25 protein-coding genes and 5 tRNA genes are annotated in these 19,844 nt (G+C 58.3%); 19 read left to right on the forward strand and 11 right to left on the reverse strand.

Annotated features, from left to right (window positions below; all coding sequences use genetic code 11):
* From minE to mtgA, 3 genes are all read left to right on the forward strand, one after another.
* Positions 1–270 (forward strand): cell division topological specificity factor MinE, encoded by a 270-nt coding sequence (gene minE, locus G5306_RS03695; RefSeq protein ID WP_005345779.1) that lies wholly within the window; start codon positions 1–3, stop codon positions 268–270.
* A 196-nt stretch (positions 271–466) separates the two neighbouring features.
* Positions 467–793: an HI1450 family dsDNA-mimic protein gene (locus G5306_RS03700; RefSeq protein ID WP_421312411.1), complete on the forward strand. Its 327-nt coding sequence runs from the start codon at positions 467–469 to the stop codon at positions 791–793.
* A complete protein-coding gene (mtgA, locus tag G5306_RS03705; RefSeq protein ID WP_421312412.1) occupies positions 778–1,569 on the forward strand; it encodes a monofunctional biosynthetic peptidoglycan transglycosylase in 792 nt (263 codons plus the stop codon). Before G5306_RS03700 ends, mtgA begins: the two co-directional genes overlap by 16 nt.
* Positions 1,570–1,572: 3 nt before the next feature.
* On the opposite strand, the gene G5306_RS03710 is transcribed toward mtgA, so the two are convergent.
* Positions 1,573–1,701 carry a hypothetical protein gene (locus G5306_RS03710; protein WP_019445852.1) on the reverse strand — a complete coding sequence of 43 codons (129 nt, stop codon included), beginning with the start codon at positions 1,699–1,701 and terminating at the stop codon, positions 1,573–1,575.
* Between the two features lie 147 nt (positions 1,702–1,848).
* Here G5306_RS03710 and G5306_RS03715 point away from each other — a divergent pair, with 147 nt between their 5' ends.
* Positions 1,849–2,172: an HI1450 family dsDNA-mimic protein gene (locus G5306_RS03715; RefSeq protein ID WP_005336851.1), complete on the forward strand. Its 324-nt coding sequence runs from the start codon at positions 1,849–1,851 to the stop codon at positions 2,170–2,172.
* A gap of 55 nt (positions 2,173–2,227) precedes the next feature.
* On the opposite strand, the gene G5306_RS03720 is transcribed toward G5306_RS03715, so the two are convergent.
* Positions 2,228–2,539: a DUF1289 domain-containing protein gene (locus G5306_RS03720; protein WP_108614012.1), complete on the reverse strand. Its 312-nt coding sequence runs from the start codon at positions 2,537–2,539 to the stop codon at positions 2,228–2,230.
* Position 2,540: 1 nt separating this feature from the next.
* A complete protein-coding gene (locus G5306_RS03725) occupies positions 2,541–3,401 on the reverse strand; it encodes a CvfB family protein (protein WP_257699058.1) in 861 nt (286 codons plus the stop codon).
* A 231-nt stretch (positions 3,402–3,632) separates the two neighbouring features.
* On the opposite strand from G5306_RS03725, the gene G5306_RS03730 reads away from it, so the two are divergent.
* The 4 genes from G5306_RS03730 (at position 3,633) to G5306_RS03745 (ending at position 6,016) form a co-directional block, all read left to right on the forward strand.
* Positions 3,633–4,847 carry a UPF0149 family protein gene (locus G5306_RS03730; RefSeq protein WP_421312413.1) on the forward strand — a complete coding sequence of 405 codons (1,215 nt, stop codon included), beginning with the start codon at positions 3,633–3,635 and terminating at the stop codon, positions 4,845–4,847.
* Between the two features lie 170 nt (positions 4,848–5,017).
* Positions 5,018–5,482, forward strand: a complete 465-nt coding sequence (locus G5306_RS03735; RefSeq protein ID WP_005336856.1) for a MarR family winged helix-turn-helix transcriptional regulator — start codon at positions 5,018–5,020, stop codon at positions 5,480–5,482.
* 2 nt (positions 5,483–5,484) lie between these two features.
* A complete protein-coding gene (locus G5306_RS03740; RefSeq protein WP_019445848.1) occupies positions 5,485–5,673 on the forward strand; it encodes a DUF4250 domain-containing protein in 189 nt (62 codons plus the stop codon).
* 163 nt (positions 5,674–5,836) lie between these two features.
* A complete protein-coding gene (locus G5306_RS03745) occupies positions 5,837–6,016 on the forward strand; it encodes a hypothetical protein (protein ID WP_421172327.1) in 180 nt (59 codons plus the stop codon).
* 206 nt (positions 6,017–6,222) lie between these two features.
* On the opposite strand, the gene G5306_RS03750 is transcribed toward G5306_RS03745, so the two are convergent.
* Positions 6,223–6,810, reverse strand: coding sequence for an FMN-dependent NADH-azoreductase (locus G5306_RS03750; RefSeq protein WP_005352326.1), 588 nt, complete (start codon positions 6,808–6,810; stop codon positions 6,223–6,225).
* A 226-nt stretch (positions 6,811–7,036) separates the two neighbouring features.
* On the opposite strand from G5306_RS03750, the gene G5306_RS03755 reads away from it, so the two are divergent.
* The 4 genes from G5306_RS03755 to G5306_RS03770 all read left to right on the forward strand — a co-directional run bounded on the left by G5306_RS03755 (position 7,037) and on the right by G5306_RS03770 (position 10,443).
* Positions 7,037–7,927, forward strand: coding sequence for a DMT family transporter (locus G5306_RS03755; RefSeq protein WP_101530832.1), 891 nt, complete (start codon positions 7,037–7,039; stop codon positions 7,925–7,927).
* 85 nt (positions 7,928–8,012) lie between these two features.
* Complete coding sequence (gene purT, locus G5306_RS03760) at positions 8,013–9,191, forward strand: formate-dependent phosphoribosylglycinamide formyltransferase (protein ID WP_421312414.1); 1,179 nt, start codon at positions 8,013–8,015, stop codon at positions 9,189–9,191.
* A 126-nt stretch (positions 9,192–9,317) separates the two neighbouring features.
* Entirely contained in the window at positions 9,318–9,977 is a 660-nt protein-coding gene (gene hxpB, locus G5306_RS03765; protein ID WP_421223642.1) for a hexitol phosphatase HxpB, read from the forward strand.
* 262 nt (positions 9,978–10,239) lie between these two features.
* On the forward strand, positions 10,240–10,443 hold the full coding sequence (locus G5306_RS03770) for a CPXCG motif-containing cysteine-rich protein (protein WP_042012540.1): 204 nt from the start codon (positions 10,240–10,242) through the stop codon (positions 10,441–10,443).
* A gap of 174 nt (positions 10,444–10,617) precedes the next feature.
* On the opposite strand, the gene G5306_RS03775 is transcribed toward G5306_RS03770, so the two are convergent.
* Positions 10,618–11,235, reverse strand: coding sequence for a riboflavin synthase subunit alpha (locus G5306_RS03775; protein ID WP_421223640.1), 618 nt, complete (start codon positions 11,233–11,235; stop codon positions 10,618–10,620).
* A 133-nt stretch (positions 11,236–11,368) separates the two neighbouring features.
* Here G5306_RS03775 and G5306_RS03780 point away from each other — a divergent pair, with 133 nt between their 5' ends.
* From G5306_RS03780 to G5306_RS03810, 7 genes are all read left to right on the forward strand, one after another.
* Positions 11,369–11,575, forward strand: coding sequence for a YaeP family protein (locus G5306_RS03780; RefSeq protein WP_113739999.1), 207 nt, complete (start codon positions 11,369–11,371; stop codon positions 11,573–11,575).
* A 149-nt stretch (positions 11,576–11,724) separates the two neighbouring features.
* Positions 11,725–13,104, forward strand: a complete 1,380-nt coding sequence (locus tag G5306_RS03785) for an MATE family efflux transporter (protein ID WP_005360967.1) — start codon at positions 11,725–11,727, stop codon at positions 13,102–13,104.
* 159 nt (positions 13,105–13,263) lie between these two features.
* Positions 13,264–13,340 (forward strand) — tRNA-Val (locus G5306_RS03790).
* A gap of 13 nt (positions 13,341–13,353) precedes the next feature.
* Positions 13,354–13,430: transfer RNA gene (locus tag G5306_RS03795), tRNA-Val, on the forward strand.
* Between the two features lie 18 nt (positions 13,431–13,448).
* Positions 13,449–13,525: transfer RNA gene (locus tag G5306_RS03800), tRNA-Val, on the forward strand.
* A 34-nt stretch (positions 13,526–13,559) separates the two neighbouring features.
* Positions 13,560–13,636, forward strand: a tRNA-Val gene (locus G5306_RS03805).
* A 38-nt stretch (positions 13,637–13,674) separates the two neighbouring features.
* Positions 13,675–13,751 (forward strand) — tRNA-Val (locus G5306_RS03810).
* 171 nt (positions 13,752–13,922) lie between these two features.
* Here G5306_RS03810 and G5306_RS03815 read toward each other — a convergent pair.
* The 6 genes from G5306_RS03815 to fadR all read right to left on the reverse strand — a co-directional run bounded on the left by G5306_RS03815 (position 13,923) and on the right by fadR (position 19,534).
* Positions 13,923–15,758, reverse strand: coding sequence for a sigma 54-interacting transcriptional regulator (locus G5306_RS03815; protein WP_421312415.1), 1,836 nt, complete (start codon positions 15,756–15,758; stop codon positions 13,923–13,925).
* A gap of 283 nt (positions 15,759–16,041) precedes the next feature.
* Complete coding sequence (locus G5306_RS03820; protein WP_076491525.1) at positions 16,042–16,506, reverse strand: hypothetical protein; 465 nt, start codon at positions 16,504–16,506, stop codon at positions 16,042–16,044.
* A 265-nt stretch (positions 16,507–16,771) separates the two neighbouring features.
* Positions 16,772–17,656 carry an AEC family transporter gene (locus tag G5306_RS03825; protein WP_005352342.1) on the reverse strand — a complete coding sequence of 295 codons (885 nt, stop codon included), beginning with the start codon at positions 17,654–17,656 and terminating at the stop codon, positions 16,772–16,774.
* Positions 17,657–17,668: 12 nt separating this feature from the next.
* A complete protein-coding gene (locus G5306_RS03830) occupies positions 17,669–18,226 on the reverse strand; it encodes a YaeQ family protein (protein WP_005336887.1) in 558 nt (185 codons plus the stop codon).
* 188 nt (positions 18,227–18,414) lie between these two features.
* Complete coding sequence (locus G5306_RS03835) at positions 18,415–18,555, reverse strand: TIGR02808 family protein (protein ID WP_005345965.1); 141 nt, start codon at positions 18,553–18,555, stop codon at positions 18,415–18,417.
* Positions 18,556–18,820: 265 nt separating this feature from the next.
* The gene (fadR, locus tag G5306_RS03840; RefSeq protein WP_026034983.1) at positions 18,821–19,534 is read right to left on the reverse strand and encodes a fatty acid metabolism transcriptional regulator FadR; all 714 of its coding nucleotides are present in this window, start codon (positions 19,532–19,534) and stop codon (positions 18,821–18,823) included.
* Positions 19,535–19,844: the final 310 nt, after the last annotated feature.

Here is a 19,844-nt window from a genome sequence, read left to right on the forward strand (position 1 = left end):
ATGTCATTATTGGATTATTTTCGTTCCAACAAGAAACAGAACACCGCACAACTGGCCAAAGAGCGGTTGCAGATCATCGTTGCTCACGAGCGTTCATCCAGAGGGGGGCCGGATTACCTGCCCCAGCTCAAGCAGGATATCCTCGATGTGATCCGTAAATACGTCAACATTGATCCGGAGAAGATAACCGTTCAACTGGATCAGAAGAGTGATGAGCTGTCAGTGCTGGAGCTCAACATCACCTTCGCCGATGACAACAAGAAGGGATGAGCTGACGCCCTATGCGTGACCCCTTCCCCCAATGAAACCGGATCCCCTGGCAGGATCCGGTTTTTTATTGGCACAAAAACAGGTCACAGCGGCTCGCCTCATCTCGCCAAGGGGTCTGCCGACCGCTAGAATAGCGCCGCCCCGCAGGCAGTGATCTGCGCTGGCACCTTTTTCTCTTTTCTGGAACAGACCTCTTATGTCTATGAATGACGAAATGCACAGCGTCGAGGAACTGCTCGATACCGCCCTCGAACTCTTTATGGAGCTGGCCTCTGACAACCTGCCGGAGCAGGAGATCGCCCGTTTCAATCAGGAGTTCAACGACCGCGGCCTGCTGGCCGAAACCGACCCGGCCGATGACTGGGAAGCGGACGTGGGTTTTGCCGTGAGCGATACCGACTATGCCGAGATCTGGATAGGTCTTGGCAATGAAGAACAAGAGTATGAGCACCTGTTTGCCCGCATGCTGCTCTCCCGCCGTGTTGACGAGAAGTTCTGCCACATCGAATGGCTGCCCCAATAATTCCGGATCCCGATGATCCCAGCCACTATCAGTGGGAGTCTGGCCCTGACGCCGTTGCCCCCGTACGCCCATCTGCATCGTTTGGGCGCCGGGTGTTGAGGTGGGCGGGCAAGATCGCGCTGGCCGGGCTGCTCTGCTCGGTCGGCTCGGTCGCCTTGCTGCGTTTTATCGATCCGCCGATATGGAGCTGGCGTATCGAGCGGGCCCTCTTTCCGCCCGCCAAGATCACCCAGGTGCGCCATCAATGGGTAGATCTGGAGTCCATCTCCAAAGAGCTGCAACTGGCGGTGATCGCCGCCGAGGATCAGCGCTTTGCCGAGCACAACGGCTTTGACATGGATGCCATCAACGCCGCACTCAAGCACAACCAGCACAGCGAACGGGTACGCGGCGCCAGCACCCTCAGCCAGCAGACCGCCAAGAACCTCTTTATGTGGAGTGATCGCAGCTTCTTGCGCAAGGGGCTGGAGGCCTGGTTTACCCTGCTGATGGAGCTGGGTTGGGACAAGGCCCGCATTCTCGAGGTCTATCTCAATATCGTGGAGTTCGGCCCCGGCATCTATGGCGCCGAAGCCGCCGCCCGCACCTACTTTGGCAAACCGGCCAGCCGCTTGACCCGCTACGAGTCATCCCTGCTGGCCGCCGCCCTGCCCAATCCGTGGCGCTATCGGGTCAAGCCCCCTTCACCCTATGTGCAGAAGCGCTCGGTCTGGATCCGCCGCCAAATGGGTCAACTGGGCCAGATCACCCTCAATCGGGTGCATCAGGCCGACTGATCCTCAGGGCTCATCGGGTTTCTCCGGTGGGCCCAGATGACCGCCCACCGTCTCGCGGTGAAGCGGCAGATAGTGCCACCACCAGGCCTCGCGCCGTCGCTTGATCTGTTGCCGCCGTCCCCGCTGCTTCATCCCCTTACTCCCTGCCAGCTGATCCGCGCCTTAACCATACTCCCCCAACGGCAACTTGGACAGGTCAGGCACGCCCGGCGCACTGGTCTGGCCGCCACAGCCAATAATTGTTACAGTAGCGAACCTCGATGTATCTGGAGTGATTTCATGGAACAGCGTACCCCGGATCAGCTGGTCGAATGGGCCTATGATCAGTTTCTTGAGCAGGCCGCCGATATGCTGGCCCCCGAACAAATAGTCGACATCACCCTGGAGTTTGAGCAGCGTGGCGCCGTGGAGGCGACCCTGCCCAATGCCGACTGGTCGACCGAGCTGGGTGAGCCGGTCGATATGGAGCGCTGGGTCGAAGTGTGGGTCGGTTTGCTGGATCATCAGGATGAGTTTGAGGTGATCTTCGCCACCTTCCTGCTGCCCCGTCTGCTGACCGAAGATCAAGTGCATGTGCGCTGGCATCGCCAGCAGCAGGCATAAAAAAGGCGCCATCGGCGCCTTTCTTGTTTCTGTGCACTCTTATTGCTGTTCTCTGCTAATCCTGCGCCGCGATGGCCTTGGCCAGACAGCGGCGGCACCAGCAAGCGCTAGCCTCCTGCATCGGCAATACCGGCAACTGGCTGCACCAGCACTGCGCAATGGTCTGACCGGCAGAGACGGCGCAATAGGCCGGTTCGCCACAACCCGGGCAGCGGTGGGTGCTTTTCGAGCCATCCAACTCGGCCATCACCGCCAGCTGGGCCTTGCTATCCATCGCCGACCAGTGGCCGATCTCGCTCAGGGTGCGGCCACAACCAAGGCAAAGCCCATCTTTCGCCTTGCAGAGGCCAACACAGGGGCTCGGCATCTTATTCGCTATCCACTGCCGAGTCGGTCTCTGTGGCCACCAGAGTGATGGCGTTATCTTCGATGACGATCTTGCCCTGCTTGTAGAGGCCGCCGATCGCCTTCTTGAAGGTGCCCTTACTCATGCTGAACAGCTTGTAGATGAGCTCGGGTTCGCTCTTGTCACCCACCGCCAGACTGCCGCCCTGCTTTTTCATCCGGCTCAGAATGCGCTCACCGGCATCATCAACACGCGCCAGACCCGGCTTTTGCAGGGTCAGATCCAGTTTGCCATCCTCGCGCACCTGCTTGACCCAGGCGGTTTGCGGCCGACCGGTCATCACCCGGCCAAACACCTCGTTCTTGAACAGCATGCCGGGATACTGACCGTTGACGATCACCTTGATGCCAAGGGGCGAGTGCTCCCCCGGCAGCGCGGTCACTTCGTCACCGACCTTGAAGTTACTGCCGGCCGGGGTCAGGAAACGCTCGATGCGGCTGGTGGCGACCATGCGCCCTTCGTTATCCAGTTGCAGACGCACCAGATAAACGTGGCCCACCTGCATCGGCTTGTTCTGCTCGCGGCTCGGCACAAACAGATCCTTTTTCATGCCCCAGTCGAGGAAAGCACCAATCTTGTTGGCATTGACCACTTTCAGACCGGCAAATTCGTCCACCATGGCAAATGGCTTGTCGGTGGTGATCACCGGTTCGCAATCGGCATCCAGATAGAGGAAGACCTGCACGCTATCCCCCTCTTTCACCCCTTCCGGCAGTTGACGCTTGGGCAGCAGCAGTTCACCGTACTCATCGGCCGCAAGCCAGGCGCCACGGTCTTCGAGTTCAACAACGGTGAGGGTGTTCATCTTGCCAATCTGTATCATGGTGCTCTCTTTTCTCATTACCCGGATGGGCCAACTGAACATGGCCCCTATGGGCGCGCATGTTACCTCAAGAGCGGTGATCCGGCCTAGTCCCCAAGCCACCACGAGCCGCTCTTTCGCCCTTATCTTATCCGCCAATGGTGATTAAATCGCCAAACAGGCGGCCATTTGCTGCAAATAACCCCACTTTTAGGTAGACTTCGCGGCTGTTCAAATCCAGAGGAACTGTCGATGAACCCATCCACTCGTACCCGCCATCTTAATCAATGGATCCAGAGCCACAGCGATCAGGACATGACTTACCCGGCCCTGCACGGTTTTCTCTGTGCCCGTCTGGTGGGGCCAGAGACCCCTGACTGGCAACGCCCGCTGGCTGGTCTGCTGGAACAGGATGCCGAGTTGGATGAAAAAAGCGCAGAAGCCCTCAACCACCTGATCGCCGAGCTGGAATCCCAAGCCGACGACGCCCAGCTGGCCCTGCCCAGCCAGTGCCGCCTGCCCAGCGATAACCCCGAGCAGGTGTTCGAACAGAGCCACCCCCTCGGTCAATGGTGTTATGGCTTCAGCATGGGTTTTGCCACCTGGCCCAAGCCGAAGGATTTGAACGACCCGACCACCCAGTACCGCTTCAGTCTGGCCGCCGAGCTGAGCCTGTTTCGCGACAAGCAGATGGCCCAGATGCTCTATAGCGCAGCCGCCAGCGAACTCCCCTTTGTCGAGTTCTGCAAACGCCAGCGCCAGAATATGAAAACCGCCCTCAACCAGTTGCTCAACCTCGACCAGTATCAGGCCGCCCCCAGCGCCGATGTGGCCCTCAATGGCGAGCAGGCCCAACAGTGGCAGACCTGGTTCGAGCTGGCCGACAGCTGCCGCGATCATCAGGCCCGCCTCGGCTGGTTCGAGAAGATCATCGCCGATGCCACTCCGCTCTTTGATGAAGCCTTCTGGCAGCAAATCGCCGGCCACGGCTGGAGTGCCCCCGAGCTGCGTCCTCTGCTGGCCGCCAGAGCCGGGCGCGCCGACTGCCTGCTGCGCCTTGGCAAGCTGGGCGAGGCCAAAGCGGAGTATCTGGCGCTGCTGACAATTTGTATGGCCGATGAGCTGGGTTGCCGCTACAACCTCTCCACCCTCTATGCACTGCAAGGGGAATGGCAGGCGTTGGCCGCCCTGCTGGTGCGCTTCGATGAAGCCTCCAGCTGGTTGCTCTATAACAAGGCGCTGATGGTCTTTGCTACCGAGGGTGCCGAGGCAGCCAAGCCCCATCTGCTGGTCGCCATCGAGGCCAACCCGCACATTCCGGCCTGCCTGCTGGGTCAGCGCAAGCTGCCCAAACAGGAGCCACAAAGCTGGCAAGCGGGCAGCCGCGACGAGGCAGCGCTCTACGCCATCCACACACGCGAGGCCTGGCTCAAGCAGAACGCCCTCATCTGGTTGCGTAAAGGCTGAACAGCGTTGGCTTAAAATCCCGTCGGTCAGACCCGGTTTTTCCTTGAGGGCGTGCGCCACCGCACATTTCATCGCAACCGGGTCAGACAAATCAGCTTGAGTTTCGTATCATCAATGTCAAAGTATCAAAAGAAACTGCATCTGATGCAGCCGTCACAGCAGGGTGTAATATGTCAAAAATCATAGCGTTACTCGCTCACTACCCGCCCTATCAGTTGGTACATGCCGCCGAGATGCTACGGGATACCTTCGAACAGTTTTATGAGCAGCGTTACCAGCTGACCGTGCCGCAGTGGCGCCTGATGATGGTGCTCGGCCCCAACTACCCCATCAGCCAGAAAGAGCTGGTCGAGGCGAGCGGCATGGACAAGGTGCGCATCTCCCGCGAGATCCGTCGTCTGGTCGAAAAAGGGATCATCTTTACCGAGAGCAGCGAGCAGGACAAACGCATCAGCCTGGTCTCCCTCACCAATGCCGGGCTCGCCCTCTTCCTGCAGCTCAAGAGTGAAGCGGGCAGCTGGCAACATACCCTGACCGACTATCTGCCTAGCGAATCCCGCGAGGCGATCCGCCAGCATCTGCACAGCGTCAGCGCCGCCATTGAGCAGTTGCAATCACTGGATCGGGAGAAATAATCATGGATTTGAAAAAGTTCGCCACCATGGACATCAACATGCTGCTGAGCGTCGTCAATATGCAGCTGCGAGATCGCTATGACGATCTGGATGATCTCTGCAAAGCGCAGGAGATCGATCAGGCGGCACTGGAAGCGCGGCTCGCCAGCGGCGATTTTCACTACCAGCCAGCGCAGAAACAGTTCAGATAAAGAGAGCTAGCGGGATCGGGATCACAGCGCCAGTGATGGCGCTGGCTCTGCGGTAAAAACCTGATATGGTCTGAAGAGGCCCAACAGGGTGATGCACGGATACATCACCCTGTCACAAGAGGGCATTAAAATCGTTTCAGGTGAGCAAACCAAGGATGACCCCATGATATTGATGACCCGACAGAGCCTGTTGATCACGCTCTGTACCCTGTTGATGATCAGCCTCTTCACACCCTACTTGCCGCAAAGTACCGAACAGTGGCTAACCACCCTCTTGCTTGGCCTGCTGGTCATGGTGGCATTGCTGCTGGTACGTGGTTGTCGCCGCTTTATGATGGAGTAGTGACTCCGCCAGAGCGTCTATACCGACCGCTTGCCGCGATACTATCTGTAGCCTGTAGCATTACGGTCTTGTCGCAATAACGTCTGTCGCAATCACATCTAGCCAAAAAACAAACGCAGCCTGATGGCTGCGTTCTTGTATCTGGCGGGGCAACCCCTTGAAGAGATAACCCCTGACGGGATAGATAGCCCTTATAGAGAGAGCCCTTAGATAGCCAGAGCCTCAAGCTGCGCTTTGGCCGCTTCCATCCCCTTGCTCTGGGCATCTGGGCCCATACCCATCCCCTCGGCGTAGATGAAATCCACCTCTTTGATACCGATGAAACCGAGCACGGTACGCATGTAGGGGGTCACCAGATCGGTGGCGCTGCCGACGTGCATGCCGCCGCGGGGGCTGATCACCAACGCACGGGTATTTTCAACCATACCGACCGGACCGGTCTCGGTGTAGCGGAAGGTGACACCAGCACGAGCTACCAGATCGATCCAGTTTTTCAGCTGGGTCGGGATGTTGAAGTTGTACATGGGGGCCGCAATCACCACCAAGTCGCTCGCCTTGAGCTCGGCGATCAGCTCGTCGGACTGGGCGATCACCGCCAGTTGACGTTCATTGAGGTTGTCACCACCGCGCAGGCCGGAGGCCAGCTCGCCATCCAGCACCGGCAGGTTGAGTGCTGCCAGATCACGCACGGTGACGGCATCATCCTGATGGTCAGCCAGGAAGCCGTCGATCAGGGCGTTGGATTGGGAATATTGACCCAGGATGCTGGATTTGAGTACGAGGATATTGGCCATGGTGAAACTCCATTTGGTTGTCGGTTGAACAGCGTTGCTGTCGATGGAGGTCACTCTAAACATTGTGCTTATTTGCTGATAGCGAAAATAGATGCTCAACTTGTTCAAATTTTTTGATGCAAGGCCACTTCCTCGCCAGCCAACCCTGCGGCCGCGCTTCAACCCTTGGCAGAACAAACGATTGCCGTTATGATCCGCCGCACTTTTTTCCAGCGACCCGGATCCTATGATACCCTCGCGCAGGCACTCTCCTTTGGCCGGTGCAGTCTGGATGATGGTGGCAGGACTCTGCTTCGCCGCCGTCAACAGCCTGAGCCAGTATGTTAGCTTCAAACTCGGCCTTGCCTCTACTCAGGTCGCTTTCCATCAATACCTGATCGCCCTGATCTGCCTGTTGCCCTGGCTGGTTCGTCATGGCTTGCGCCAATCCCTGATGACCAATCAGTTCCGGTTGCACCTGTTGCGGGTATTGCTGGCGGTGATCGGCATCCAGCTCTGGCTCTGGGCGCTGGCGTACCCCGTCCCCATCTGGCAGGGGATCGCCCTGCTGATGACCTCGCCGCTGTTTGCCACCCTGGGTTCCGCGCTGCTGCTCAAGGAGCAGGTGAGCCGTGCCCGCATTCTGGCCACCCTGGCGGGCTTTGCCGGCGCCATGCTGATCCTCGCCCCCTGGACTGACGAGTTCAACTGGGCCTCCCTGCTGCCGGTGGCGGCGGCGCTGTTCTGGGCAGGTTACTCCCTGATGGTGCGCTATCAGGCGGCCAACGAATCATCCCACACCATAGTGGTGTATCTGCTTATCTTCAGTACCCCGTTCAACGTCATGCTGGCCCTGCCAGAGTGGCAGTGGCCAAGCGAGAGCCAGTGGCTGCTGGTAGCCGCTTCCGGCGTGCTGACGGCGCTGGCCCAGATGTCCATCGCTCGCGCTTACAGCGTGGCGGAGGCCTCCTTCGTGCAGCCTTTCGATTTTGCCAAGCTGCCGATGAACGTGCTGGCGGGCTGGCTGGTGTTTGGCTGGGCGCCCCCCGGCCGTCTGTGGCTTGGCGCTGCCATCATCATTGGCGCCATTACCTTGCTGACCCATCTGGAGCAGCGCGCTCACAAACCCGTTTCCTGAGGTACGCCATGCGTGCCTCTTTTTTTGTCCGCTATTCGTGCGATAGCGATCATCAACAATGACCATCGACATCAGGAGAGATCGTATGTTTGGAACCGCAACCCGCCCCGGCGCCACCCGTGCCCTGCTGCTGGGCTCCGGCGAACTTGGCAAGGAGGTCGCCATCGAGTTGCAACGGTTCGGGATCGAAGTGATCGCCGCCGACCGCTACCCCAATGCCCCCGCCATGCAGGTGGCCCACGCTGCCCACGTGCTGGACATGCTCGATGGCAACGCCCTGCGTGCCCTGGTTGCCGAGGTTAAACCCGACCTCATCATCCCCGAGATTGAAGCGATTGCCACCGATACCCTTGCTGCCCTTGAGCAAGAAGGGGTCAAGGTAGTGCCCAACGCCCGCGCTACCCAGCTCACCATGAACCGGGAAGGGATCCGCCGCCTCGCCGCCGAGACGCTGGGTCTGCCCACCTCCCCCTACCGCTTTGCCCAGAGCAAGGAGGAGTTTGTCGCTGCAGTTGAAGCCATCGGCCTGCCCTGCGTGGTGAAACCTGTGATGAGTTCGTCCGGCAAGGGGCAGAGTGTACTACGCGATCTCACCAAGCTCGATGAGAGCTGGACCTACGCCCAGGAAGGTGGCCGCGCCGGTCGTGGCAAGGTGATCGTCGAGGGCTTCGTTCCCTTCGAGTACGAGATCACCCTGCTCACGGTACGCGCCGTCGATGGCATTCACTTCTGCGAGCCGATCGGCCACCGTCAGGAAGATGGCGACTACCGCGAATCCTGGCAGCCGCAGGTGATGAGCGAGCTGGCACTGGCCCGATCCAAAGAGGTAGCGGCCAAGGTGGTCGAGGCTCTCGGTGGTTACGGCCTGTTCGGAGTCGAGCTCTTTATAGAAGGCGATGAAGTGTGGTTCAGCGAAGTCTCGCCGCGCCCCCACGATACCGGCATGGTGACCCTGATCTCTCAGGATCTCTCCGAGTTCGCCCTGCACGTGCGCGCCATTCTGGGGCTGCCGGTCGGCACCATCACCCAGTACGGGCCGAGCGCCTCCGCCGTGGTACTGCGCGAAGGGCACAGCCAGAATATCCGCTATCAGGGGATTGGTGAGGCATTGGCGCTGGTGCCGGGTGCCCAGCTGCGGCTGTTTGGCAAGCCGGAGATCGCCGGTCGCCGCCGTCTTGGCGTGGCGCTGGCCCGCGCAGAGGATTGCCAGGATGCGGTAGAGAAAGCCAAAGCCGTGGCCGCCAAGGTCGAAGTACTGTTCTAAGGGCTTTTTTGCCACAGCAAAACAAACGTTTGCCGATGTGATCGGGCGCAAGGGGCATGGCAATGCCCCTTTTGCATTTCCCCGTCAGGCTTATAATCCCCTCTTCAAATTTGTCAGGAGTACAAGATGTTAGCTGCCGTGATCTTCGATATGGATGGTGTTCTGATTGACTCGGAACCCTTTTGGCAACGGGCCCAGATCGCCGTTTTCTCCGAACTGGGTCACCCCCACACCGTCGAGGATTGTGAATCGACCATCGGCGTGCGCATCGATCAGCTGGTTGCCCACTGGTATCGCCTGCGCCCATGGAGCGGCCCGACTCAGGAAGAGGTTGTGCAGCGCATTCTGGATCAGGTCAACACCCTGATCCTCTCCGAAGGTCAGGCCAAAGCCGGTGTGCTGGAGGCGCTCGACCTTATCGAGGCCCGCGGACTGAAAGTGGGTCTGGCTACCTCCTCCCCCTTTGCGATGGTAGAAGCGGTGCTCGGCAAACTTGGCATTCGCGATCGCTTTATGGCAGTTCACTCCGCTGAAATCGAGCGTTTCGGCAAACCGCACCCGGATGTCTATATCCACGCCGCCGAAAAGCTGGGGGTAGAGCCCGTCCATTGTCTAGCCATCGAAGACAGCTTTACCGGCCTGCTGGCGGCCAAGGCGGCCTCCATGACTGCGCTGATCGTACCGGATCCCGCTTTAGTGGGTGACCCACGTTTGGCCATCGCCAACTACCAGCTCGGCTCGCTAGCCGAGCTGAATGCCGACATGTTGGCCAGCTGGGTCGCGTAACGCCTCGTTACGCCCCCCGTCTCCTACTCGCAGGGGGCAGCTGGCCCCCTGTTATTGCCAAACAACCGTTGGCAATCCCCCTCTTGTCACCCGCGATCAGCAACCAGACGGCTCTTATCCTGAACGGCCCACGCAACCAGTTGGGCCTTGCCATTTCTAAGGCTTGATCTCTGTCATAAACGTGCGTTTGCTCGCGGTTAACCCCCTGCAGCCCGACTAGAATCAGGGTAGATAGGCGGCCCTAGGGCCCGAGGAGGTTATCATGATCGAGTACACCAGCAAGCGCATCGTCTGCCCTCACTGTGGCCACCATACCCGGGTCGAGCTGGATGCCAGTCAGGGTGATCAGGAGTTTTACGAAGATTGCATGGCCTGTTGCAATCCAATCCACCTGCGGCTGCATCGGGATGAGGAACGCGACCGTCTGCAGCTCTTTGTGGATGCCGACGACGAGCAACTGTTTTGATTGCGAGTCACAAAAAGCCGAGCAGCTGCTGTGCCTGCAAGTCGCAAAGAGCTGAGCAGATGTTGTGACTGCGAGTCATAAAAAGTTGAGTGGATATTTTCACCATATAAATAACAAGGGCCTGCACACTGCAGGCCCTTGCTTATGAGACGATTGAAACCGAGCCGTTTCCTTTCAGTGACCCCCGCGTGCCGCCAGCACCCGCTCCACGGTATCGACGATGGCCTGGGTCTGGGGATCGATCTCGATATTGGTCGGCCAGCCGGCCTTGACCCAACCCAGGTTGGTGCGAGCCAGGGTCTCGGGGATCAAGTGAACGCAAAACTCCCGCTCGCGCACCTCACCTATGGTCAGGCTGATGCCGTCGATGCCGATATATCCCTTGGTCAGCACATATTTCATCAGCTCGGGAGCGAGGCGATACCACACCTGACGGTTATTGGGTGTATCGATCACCGAGGTAACCTCTGCCATGCCGATGATATGGCCAGACATGGCATGACCGCCGATCTCGTCGCCAAAGCGGGCAGCCCGCTCCACATTGACCTTGTCCCCCACCTGCAGCTTGCCGAGGTTGGTGAGGCGCAGGGTCTCCTGCATCAGATCGAAGCTGATCAGCTCCCCCTCGACACGGGTGACGGTCAAACAGCAGCCGTTGTGAGCCACCGAAGCGCCGAGGGCCAGCCCTTCCCCCCACTCCCGGCTGGGCATGCGGATCACGTGGGTACGGAAGTTGGGTTGCTCTTCGATGGCCACCAGTTCGGCCGTCCCCTGTACTATGCCAGTGAACATCTCTCGTCTCCTGCTACGGCAAAAAGGGCAGGTTAACCTCGGGCAGAGGGTGAGACAAGGGTACAGGCTGACAAGCTTGCGCCCGATCGCTATAGTGACGCCGTTCACATCCGGGTAAACAAGGAAAAAAGAAATGCAGGTATATCAATGTTGTGAAGCGATCCGTATCGCCTATAACCAGATTGGCTCCGGCGAGCAGGGCTATGTGCCGAAGGCCATCGCCGCCACTATCCGCGCCCTCAACGCGGTCGCCGCCGATGAGCGGGTGCCCGCCGAACTGCGTGAACAGGCCGCCTATGCCGCTGCCAACCTGCTGATCAGCGATCACGAAGACGCCTGATCCTGTCCCTCGGGGCGGCAACTATTTCGTCCTGGCTGAATTTCAGGCTAGAATGCCTCCCCCACCCTTTGCACTTTCGTCCGAAAGTGCAAAGGCTCTTCCCGATTTCCGCTCTTTTTTACTCTTATCTGATCCACTCGGAGGTGTCAGTGCAACGTTATTGGTCCGAGGCGAAGCAGCTCGTCCGTCTAGCCAGCCCCATACTGGTCGCCCAGGTCGCCCAGGTCGCCATGAACTTCGTCGATACCGTGATGGCGGGACAGGTGAGTGCAGTCGATCTGGCCGCCGTGTCGGTGGCGTCCAGCTTCTGGCTACCGGTGATCCTGCTGGTGCAGGGGATCATCATGGCGCTCACCCCCATCGTCTCCCAGCTCAATGGCGCCCGTAAACGGGAGGCAATCCGTCCGGCCGTTCATCAGGGCTTCTGGCTGGCACTGATCGTCACCCCGCTGGCGATGATTGCGCTTTATTACAGTCCGCTGGCGTTGCAGTTCATGGATGTGGAGCCGGTGATGGCGGCCAAGACCACTGGTTATCTGCACGCAATTCTGTGGGGCCTGCCCGCTTTCGTGCTGTTTCAGGTGCTGCGCAACTTCAGCGAGGGTCTCTCCCACACCATGCCCACCATGGTGATCGGCTTTGTCGGGCTGGCGGTCAATATTCCCGCCAACTACATCTTCATTCACGGCCACTTCGGCATGCCGAAACTGGGCGGTGTGGGTTGTGGCGTGGCTACTGCCATCGTGCTGTGGGCCATGCTGCTGGCGATGATCCTCTATGTGAAGCTCTCCCGTCACTTCACCGAGATCCGCCTCTTCTCCCAGCTGGCTCGCCCCAACGGCAGCCGGATCTGGCGCTTGTTCCGCTTGGGCTTCCCCATCGCCATGGCGATCTTCTGCGAGGTGACCCTGTTTACCGTGGTGGCCCTGATGCTGGCCCCCTTCGGCGCCGAGACGGTGGCGAGCCACCAGATTGCCCTCAACTTCTCCAGCCTGGTCTTTATGCTACCCCTCTCCATCGGGGTGGGTGTCACCATCCGGGTTGGCCACAGCATAGGTGAAGGGCAACCCCATCACGCCCGGGTAGCTGCTCGCACCGGCTTGATGCTGGGTATGGCCATCGCCGCTGCCACTGCTGCCATGACGGTGCTGCTGCGCGAGCAGATCGCCTCCATCTATACCGATGATCAGCAGGTGATCGTCCTGGCGGCCATTTTGCTGTTCTTCGCCGCCATCTATCAAATCTCCGACTCGGTGCAGGTGGTCGCGGCCGCCGCACTGCGCGGTTACAAGGATACCCAGGCGATTTTCTACGTCACCATCGTCGCCTACTGGGGACTGGGGCTGCCCACCGGCATGATCCTGGGTCTCACCGACTGGCTGGTGCCACGGATGGGGCCGCAGGGTTTCTGGATCGGCTTTATCGTCGGTCTCACCAGCGCGGCCCTGATGCTGGGGGCGAGATTGCGCTACATCTATGGCCGTTTTGCCACTCCGGAGGCCTGCACTACCCTGTCGCGATCTCAGTAACAGGGCTTGGCGAGCGACAACTCGCCTGCAAAATCAACAGGCTGCGCAAGAACTGGGCAAACAGTCTCCTTTGTGCATATGGCCTGTTGACAGCCTTGGGGGGCATGGGTAGTATGCCGACCACGTCAGCAGCGCTGGCGTAGTGAAGTAAGAGAAAGTGGGTTTATAGCTCAGTTGGTTAGAGCACTACCTTGACATGGTAGGGGTCGTTGGTTCGAATCCAATTAAACCCACCACTTTTTCTGTGATGCGTCCTTAGCTCAGCTGGTTAGAGCACCACCTTGACATGGTGGGGGTCGGTGGTTCGAATCCACTAGGACGCACCATTACAGAACACTGATTATGCGTCCTTAGCTCAGCTGGTTAGAGCATCACCTTGACATGGTGGGGGTCGGTGGTTCGAATCCACTAGGACGCACCATTCAGTTTCAAAAATTTGCAGATATTCTAGATGTGGGTTTATAGCTCAGTTGGTTAGAGCACTACCTTGACATGGTAGGGGTCGTTGGTTCGAATCCAATTAAACCCACCACTTCTGCATAAAGAAATAAAAGTCGTATTGCGCACCCTGCGTCCTTAGCTCAGCTGGTTAGAGCATCACCTTGACATGGTGGGGGTCGGTGGTTCGAATCCACTAGGACGCACCAGATTATAAAAAGCCCGCTCATCGAGCGGGCTTTTTGCATTCTGCCATGCAGCCACTCCCCTGCCCCGCCAATCCGTTCAGCACTGTTCGGCAATGGCGCAGAGCCTTGTTCCCATAAAAAAACCCGTGTCATCCGATGAACGACACGGGCCGAATAGATGCCGCCAGCGCCTCAGCTCTGCACGGCAATCTCGTACTTCTTTATCTTGCGATAGAGGGTAGCAATCCCAATCCCCAGCGCCTGTGCGGCCAGTTTCTTGTTGCCTAGCCGCTGCAGGGTCTCTTCTATCATCTGTTTCTCCATGCTCTCAAGGCCGCTCTCACCAGGGACGGGTTCAGGCAGTTTCTCCGGCGTGGCGGCGAGCGGAGCTGTGGCAGGTACATTGAACGCCGCATCCAGATTGGTCACCGGGATCGACTGGGCCGCCACGCGATGGGGCTCCTGGTTGCGGATGATGTTGGGGGGCAGCAGGCTGGCGTCAATCACCTCGCCCGCCTGGCTGACGTTGACCAGATATTCGATGAGGTTGCTGAGCTCGCGCACGTTGCCCGGCCAGCGATACCCCTTGAGCAGCGCCATCACCTCAGGCGCCAGACCGGGATAGACAATGCCAATGCGGCTGGTGTGCAGGTTGAGGAAGTAGTGGGTCAGCAGCTCCACGTCCCCTTCCCGCTCCCGCAGCGGCGGCAGGTTGAGGGGGATGACGTTGATGCGGTAGTAGAGATCCTCGCGAAACTTCCCCTCGGCGATGTATTGATCGAGATGCTGGTGGGTGGCGGCGATGATACGAATATCCACCGGCACCGGCCGGCTGGCCCCGATGGGAGTCACCTCCCGCAGCTCCAGCACCCGCAGCAGCTTGGCCTGCATGGTCAGCGGCATGTCGCCAATCTCGTCGAGGAACAGGGTGCCCTGATGGGCCGCCTGGATCAGGCCCTGTTTGCCACCGCTGGAAGCGCCGGTAAAGGAGCCCTTCACATAGCCAAACAGCTCGCTCTCCAGCAGTTGTTCGGGAATGGCGGCGCAGTTGATGGCGATGAACGGCTTGTCCTGACGCGGACTCAGGCGATGGACAGCGCGGGCCACCACCTCTTTACCGGTGCCGCTCTCGCCACAAATCAGCACGCTGGAGGGGCTCTGGGCGATGCGGTGCAGCAGTCGCTTGAGGGTGCGCATCGGCTTGCTCTCGCCGATCAGCTGATCGATCCGCACATCCGGATCCGGCTCCTGAACCTGACCGGAGTGGGACTGGTGAAACGCCATCAGAAAGAGCTGCTGGCCCTGCACATGATGTAGCTGGCCGATGATCAGCTCCTGACGACCTTCAAAGGTGATGATGTGCTGAAGATGACCACTGAGCCCCTGTTGGGAGAAGGTGAGCGGGCGGATCCCCACTTCGCGCCCCTGCAGCTGTTCCTGCTGGCAACCCAGATGATGGAGTGCCACCTCGTTGGCGTAGAGCAGTTGACTCTTCTCATCGAGCAGCAGGCAACCCTGATCCATGTTGGTCATCAGATTGAGGAACACCTTGTTGACCCCGTCCGACAGCCCGCGTGAATCGAGCAACTTGGCTACAAAGATGGTGGAGATGTGGCGCACATAGTCACATACATCCTGCAGATTGTTGTTGAGGCGCGCCTGCTGCTCGTCGCTGAAGGCCACCAGACTGATCACGCCGATGCAGCGCTCGTCCACCATGATGGGCACCCCGAGGAAGGCGCGCTCACGGCAGCTCTCCTTGCAGGTACAGCCGTCACACACGGGATCATCGCTGGTGTGGGTAACGATCTTCTCCCGCTGGTTATCAATCACATAGCGCAGCAGGCGGGAATCCCCCTCCAGCTGACGTCCGAAGAACTTGCCATAAGGCCCGGTGCCAGCCACCCGAACCATATCGGCATCCACAATCTCGACCTCAAGCTGCAGCACACTCGCCAGCATCTTGGCAAAGCGCAAGATGGTCGGCTGGATCTGCATCAACAGACACTGGTTGCTCACGGATCTCATCCATCATTCCTTTTTGTTCTTGTTATCCTCCCCCTAAAGGGAGTCATGCTGGCCAGATACTAAGGGATATCAGGGGGAACTACTTCGGGGGGGATCACGAAAAGGGAAAATGATCCGTATCCTCCGTGACTTCAGAGGCACAGATAAAATTCAATAAAAACATAAAGATGAAAACACATGCAGCAAGATAAACCACTCGGTTCAGCCAAGCCTGCTGATCTGCGGAATCCATCGACAAATCATGCTGAAGGTGGGGAAAACAGCCACTGAAATGGCATCTGGCTCACGCGCCACGTACCTGTTTCAAGACTTGACACTCATGGTCGAAATCCGCTTTATCTTGCGGCTGAATGTAACTTTGCCAGCGGGCAAACAGCTCGGCCGTCGGATATCGATGCAGACGAATACCGGTGCGATAGAGTTTGGGAAAGAGCGGGTCTGGCTGGGATCTCACGACCAGACCGCGCAGCTTCTCGCCAGAGGGAATGGCAATCACCAACTCATCCCCCTCTTTCAGCCGTATGGCCCCCAGAATACCGATGCCGCCGATGGCTATGTCGCGCACTACCACATAGGGTACCGGATTGAGCAACTCCAGAAACCAGTTGCGACGGCTGCATTCTGCCTTGTAACCACCACCACTGAGGATAAAACGGCGGTGTCTGCGCCAGTCATAACCGGTAGGCAATGCCGGGTCATAGCGCGATTTTGCCTGCCCCACAGGATCAGATTGCTCACTTGTGCTCATCCGGTTTCCCTCACTGGCATTGGTTGAACAGTGTCAGTCAGCTCTTTTTCATACTATAGCTGTCGCCGTTATCCCTGGGGCTCAGGGCCGGATACGGGGACGACAGATGTATCACGGAGGCAATGATGGACAGAGATGGCATGGAAAAGCTTGCTGATCCTGATAGGCTAACTTTCCCCTGCAAGGATGAGATGCGAACTACTGTGACTCGGTTCGATCAAGCAATTGGCCAGTGAGTCGCACCGTCGCACCAATGCAATCTGGCTTAGCCGGGCAGATGAAGTGCCAGCCAGACCGCCAGCGGGATCACCAGCACAGAGAGGGCATTGCCGCCGAGCACGATACTGGCCACCTTGTCCGGCTGGCAGTGATACTGCTCGCAGAGCATGTAATTCAACACCGCAGGGGGCAAGGAAACCGACAACATCAACAGCGGGATCCACTCCGTCTTGAGCGGCAACAGCCAGATCGCCAGCAGCAGCGACAATCCCCCCGCCAACAGATAGAGCAGGTTGCACTTGAGCGCGAGGCCAAGGTGATCAAGCTCTCCCTCCATCAGGCGAATGCCCAGCGCAAAGAGCATCAGGGGCACCGAGATCTGGCCGAGCAGCGAGGCCGTGGTCACCACATATTCCGGCAGCGCAATGTGCAGGTTGGCCACCAGCAAACCGGCCAGCGCGGCCCACAACACAGGGCTGCGCAGCCACAGCCAGCGGGAGGTATTGGCCGATAGGATAAACATGCCGACCGAAAAGTGCAGCAGATTGGAGAGCACAAAGAGGATCACGATGGCCCCCAATTGCTGCTCGCCAAACGCCAGCACCATCAAGGGGATACCGAGATTGCCGGTATTTCGGAACATAGCGGGCAAGATCAGCGCTGCCCGCTCAATCCCTTTGAGTTTGAGCAGCGCGAGCAGCAGACCGGGTAACAGGATAACCAGCGCCCCCGCCGCAATCAGCGGCAGATGCTCCGCCAGCGCCAGCGGATACTTGACCAGCGCGGAGAAGACCAGCGCCGGGGTAAACAGCTCGATATTGGCCCGATTGACGTAACCGAGCGCAGCCCCCGGTCGCAATCGCCCGTAGAGTGCACCGAGCCCGACCACACCGAACACCGGAATGACGATATTGAGCAAGGCGCTGAACATGGGCTGCGTCCGTTACAGTTCGCGGGCCGGTTTGCCCATCAGCACCACCGGATCCAACGTCACTTCCAGTGCGCCGTTACTGACCCAGAGCTGACCATCGGAGATAGTGCAGGTGAGCTGCATGGTTCGCTCGACCATGGCGGTCAGCGGCAGAGTCTGGCTGTCGGAGAGTTCGATGATGCTGAGGTTGTCATGCTGGCTCAGCTTGCCCTGGTTCTGCTTCCACCAAACGCTGGTGCCACGACCGCCGTAGAGATAGAGCACCACCTGACGGGCGCGGTTGCAGGCTTTTTTGAGCCGTTTTTCATCGGGTTGGCCCAGCTCGATCCAGAGCTCAATTTCGTCCGAGTAGTTCTTGCACCAGAGCTCGGGTTCGTCATCGGCGCTCAATCCCTTGGTGAACTCCAGTCGCTCGGCAGCGTGCCAGGCAAAGGCCGCCAGCCGGATCATCATCCGCTCATCGGTTTCGGAGGGGTGGCGCGCCAGCGTGAGGGAGAAGTCCTGATACAGATTGCGATCCATATCAGACAAACTGATCTGGGCCTTGAATACGGTTGCCTTGAGAGCCATAGAAAACCTTGAACACCTGGATTAGAGAAGGGTGAGTGGGAAATACGGGCGCCAGTGTAATCAAAATCGGCGGCAGGTTCGACCATCCTGACCAAAGATTTCCCCTTCCCTGCCGGGATAAGTGCTTTAAAAAACACAAAAAACAAATGCCAGTCCGAAGACTGGCATTTGGCGGCATGAGAAGCGACTCACTTCTCGGCGGACTGTACCCCGAACGCATTCAGCAGCATGCAACAGGTCACTGCCACCGCCACGAATCCGCTCAGAAAGATAAAGGGCATGGCCCCATATCCCAGTACTGTCCAGATGGTGTGTTCAAGAAGACTCATTGTTGTGTCCTTCATCCGGTGAAAGGTGTGTTCCTTCTGGCGGATATTGGCTCCGCTCTTGATACGTCCATTTGACCTCAATCAGCGGTTGGGTCCTATGCCACCAAAGTGATAAATGCAGGGTTCATTTGCGCTGGATCAAGCTTTTTGGCCAAATATCCATGCAGTTCAAGCAATTACCACCAGCAATCAAGGATAGACACGAACACGGCAGAATAAAAAAACGCGCCGGATGGCGCGTTTCTTGGACAGCACAGGCAAGGGATCAGTTGTCGCACAGATCGCTTGGCATGTCCTGACGCAGACGTGTCCACAGCTTGCCGGACTCGATACCGTACTGACGCACCGTCATGAACACGGCTTCGTGGTTCTTGGTCTCCGCCAGATTGAGCAGGGTCTTGTAATAGGCATCTGCGGTCTCGCGGGCCTGCTTGTCGGAGAAGTAGTAGCTGCCAACCCGGCTGTACAACCCTTTGAAACCGTTCAGGATCAAAGCGTAGATCGGATTGCCGGAAGCAAACGCCAGCTGGTGGTGCAGGCGATAATCGAACTCGGCATAAGCCTGTGCGTTGTTCTCGACCCCATCGGCGCCACGCAGGATCTCGGCGGCCTGCTCCGGATTGTGACGGATCGCCCCGCGGATAAAGATGGTGCAGATGTGGGTACGGGCGGAGAGCAGCTGAGCTATCAGATCAGGTACCTTGTCCTGATCCAGACGAGCCAACGTCTCCAGAATATTGAGGCCGGAGGTTTCCCAGAAATTGTTCACCTTGGTCGGCTTGCCATGCTGTATGGTCAACCAGCCATCACGGGCCAGTCGCTGCAGCACTTCCCGCAAGGTCGTCCGCGTCACCCCGATCAACTCGGATAATTCACGCTCGGCGGGCAGAATAGATCCGGGAGGAAAGCGATTGTTCCAGATGGACTCGATGATGTATTCCTCGGCAAACCCAGCTGGGCTCTGCGCTTTTATAACCATGAATTGACTCTGTTGTAATGCGTAAAAAGGCTGACGAATGATATCAAAGCGATGATGGCTGGCAAGCATAAGGTCAGTCCTCTGCTCACATATGGCAAATATAGTGTTGGGAATATGTATCTAATCGCCACGAGGGAGCCAGCCAACCCCGACAAGGTGGTTATAAAACAGACACATGGGCAGAGATCCATCGGCTATCATTTATAATCGTCACGCTTTTTGATTAAAATCACGAGGAATCAGACAGATAAAGGCCAACATCCGGAGGCACAGGTCGAATCATCCTTGACTGCATAGAAGCAGATCCTAA

The organism is Aeromonas sp. 603404 (assembly GCF_049171775.1).
GTDB classification, from domain to species: domain Bacteria; phylum Pseudomonadota; class Gammaproteobacteria; order Enterobacterales; family Aeromonadaceae; genus Aeromonas; species Aeromonas veronii_A.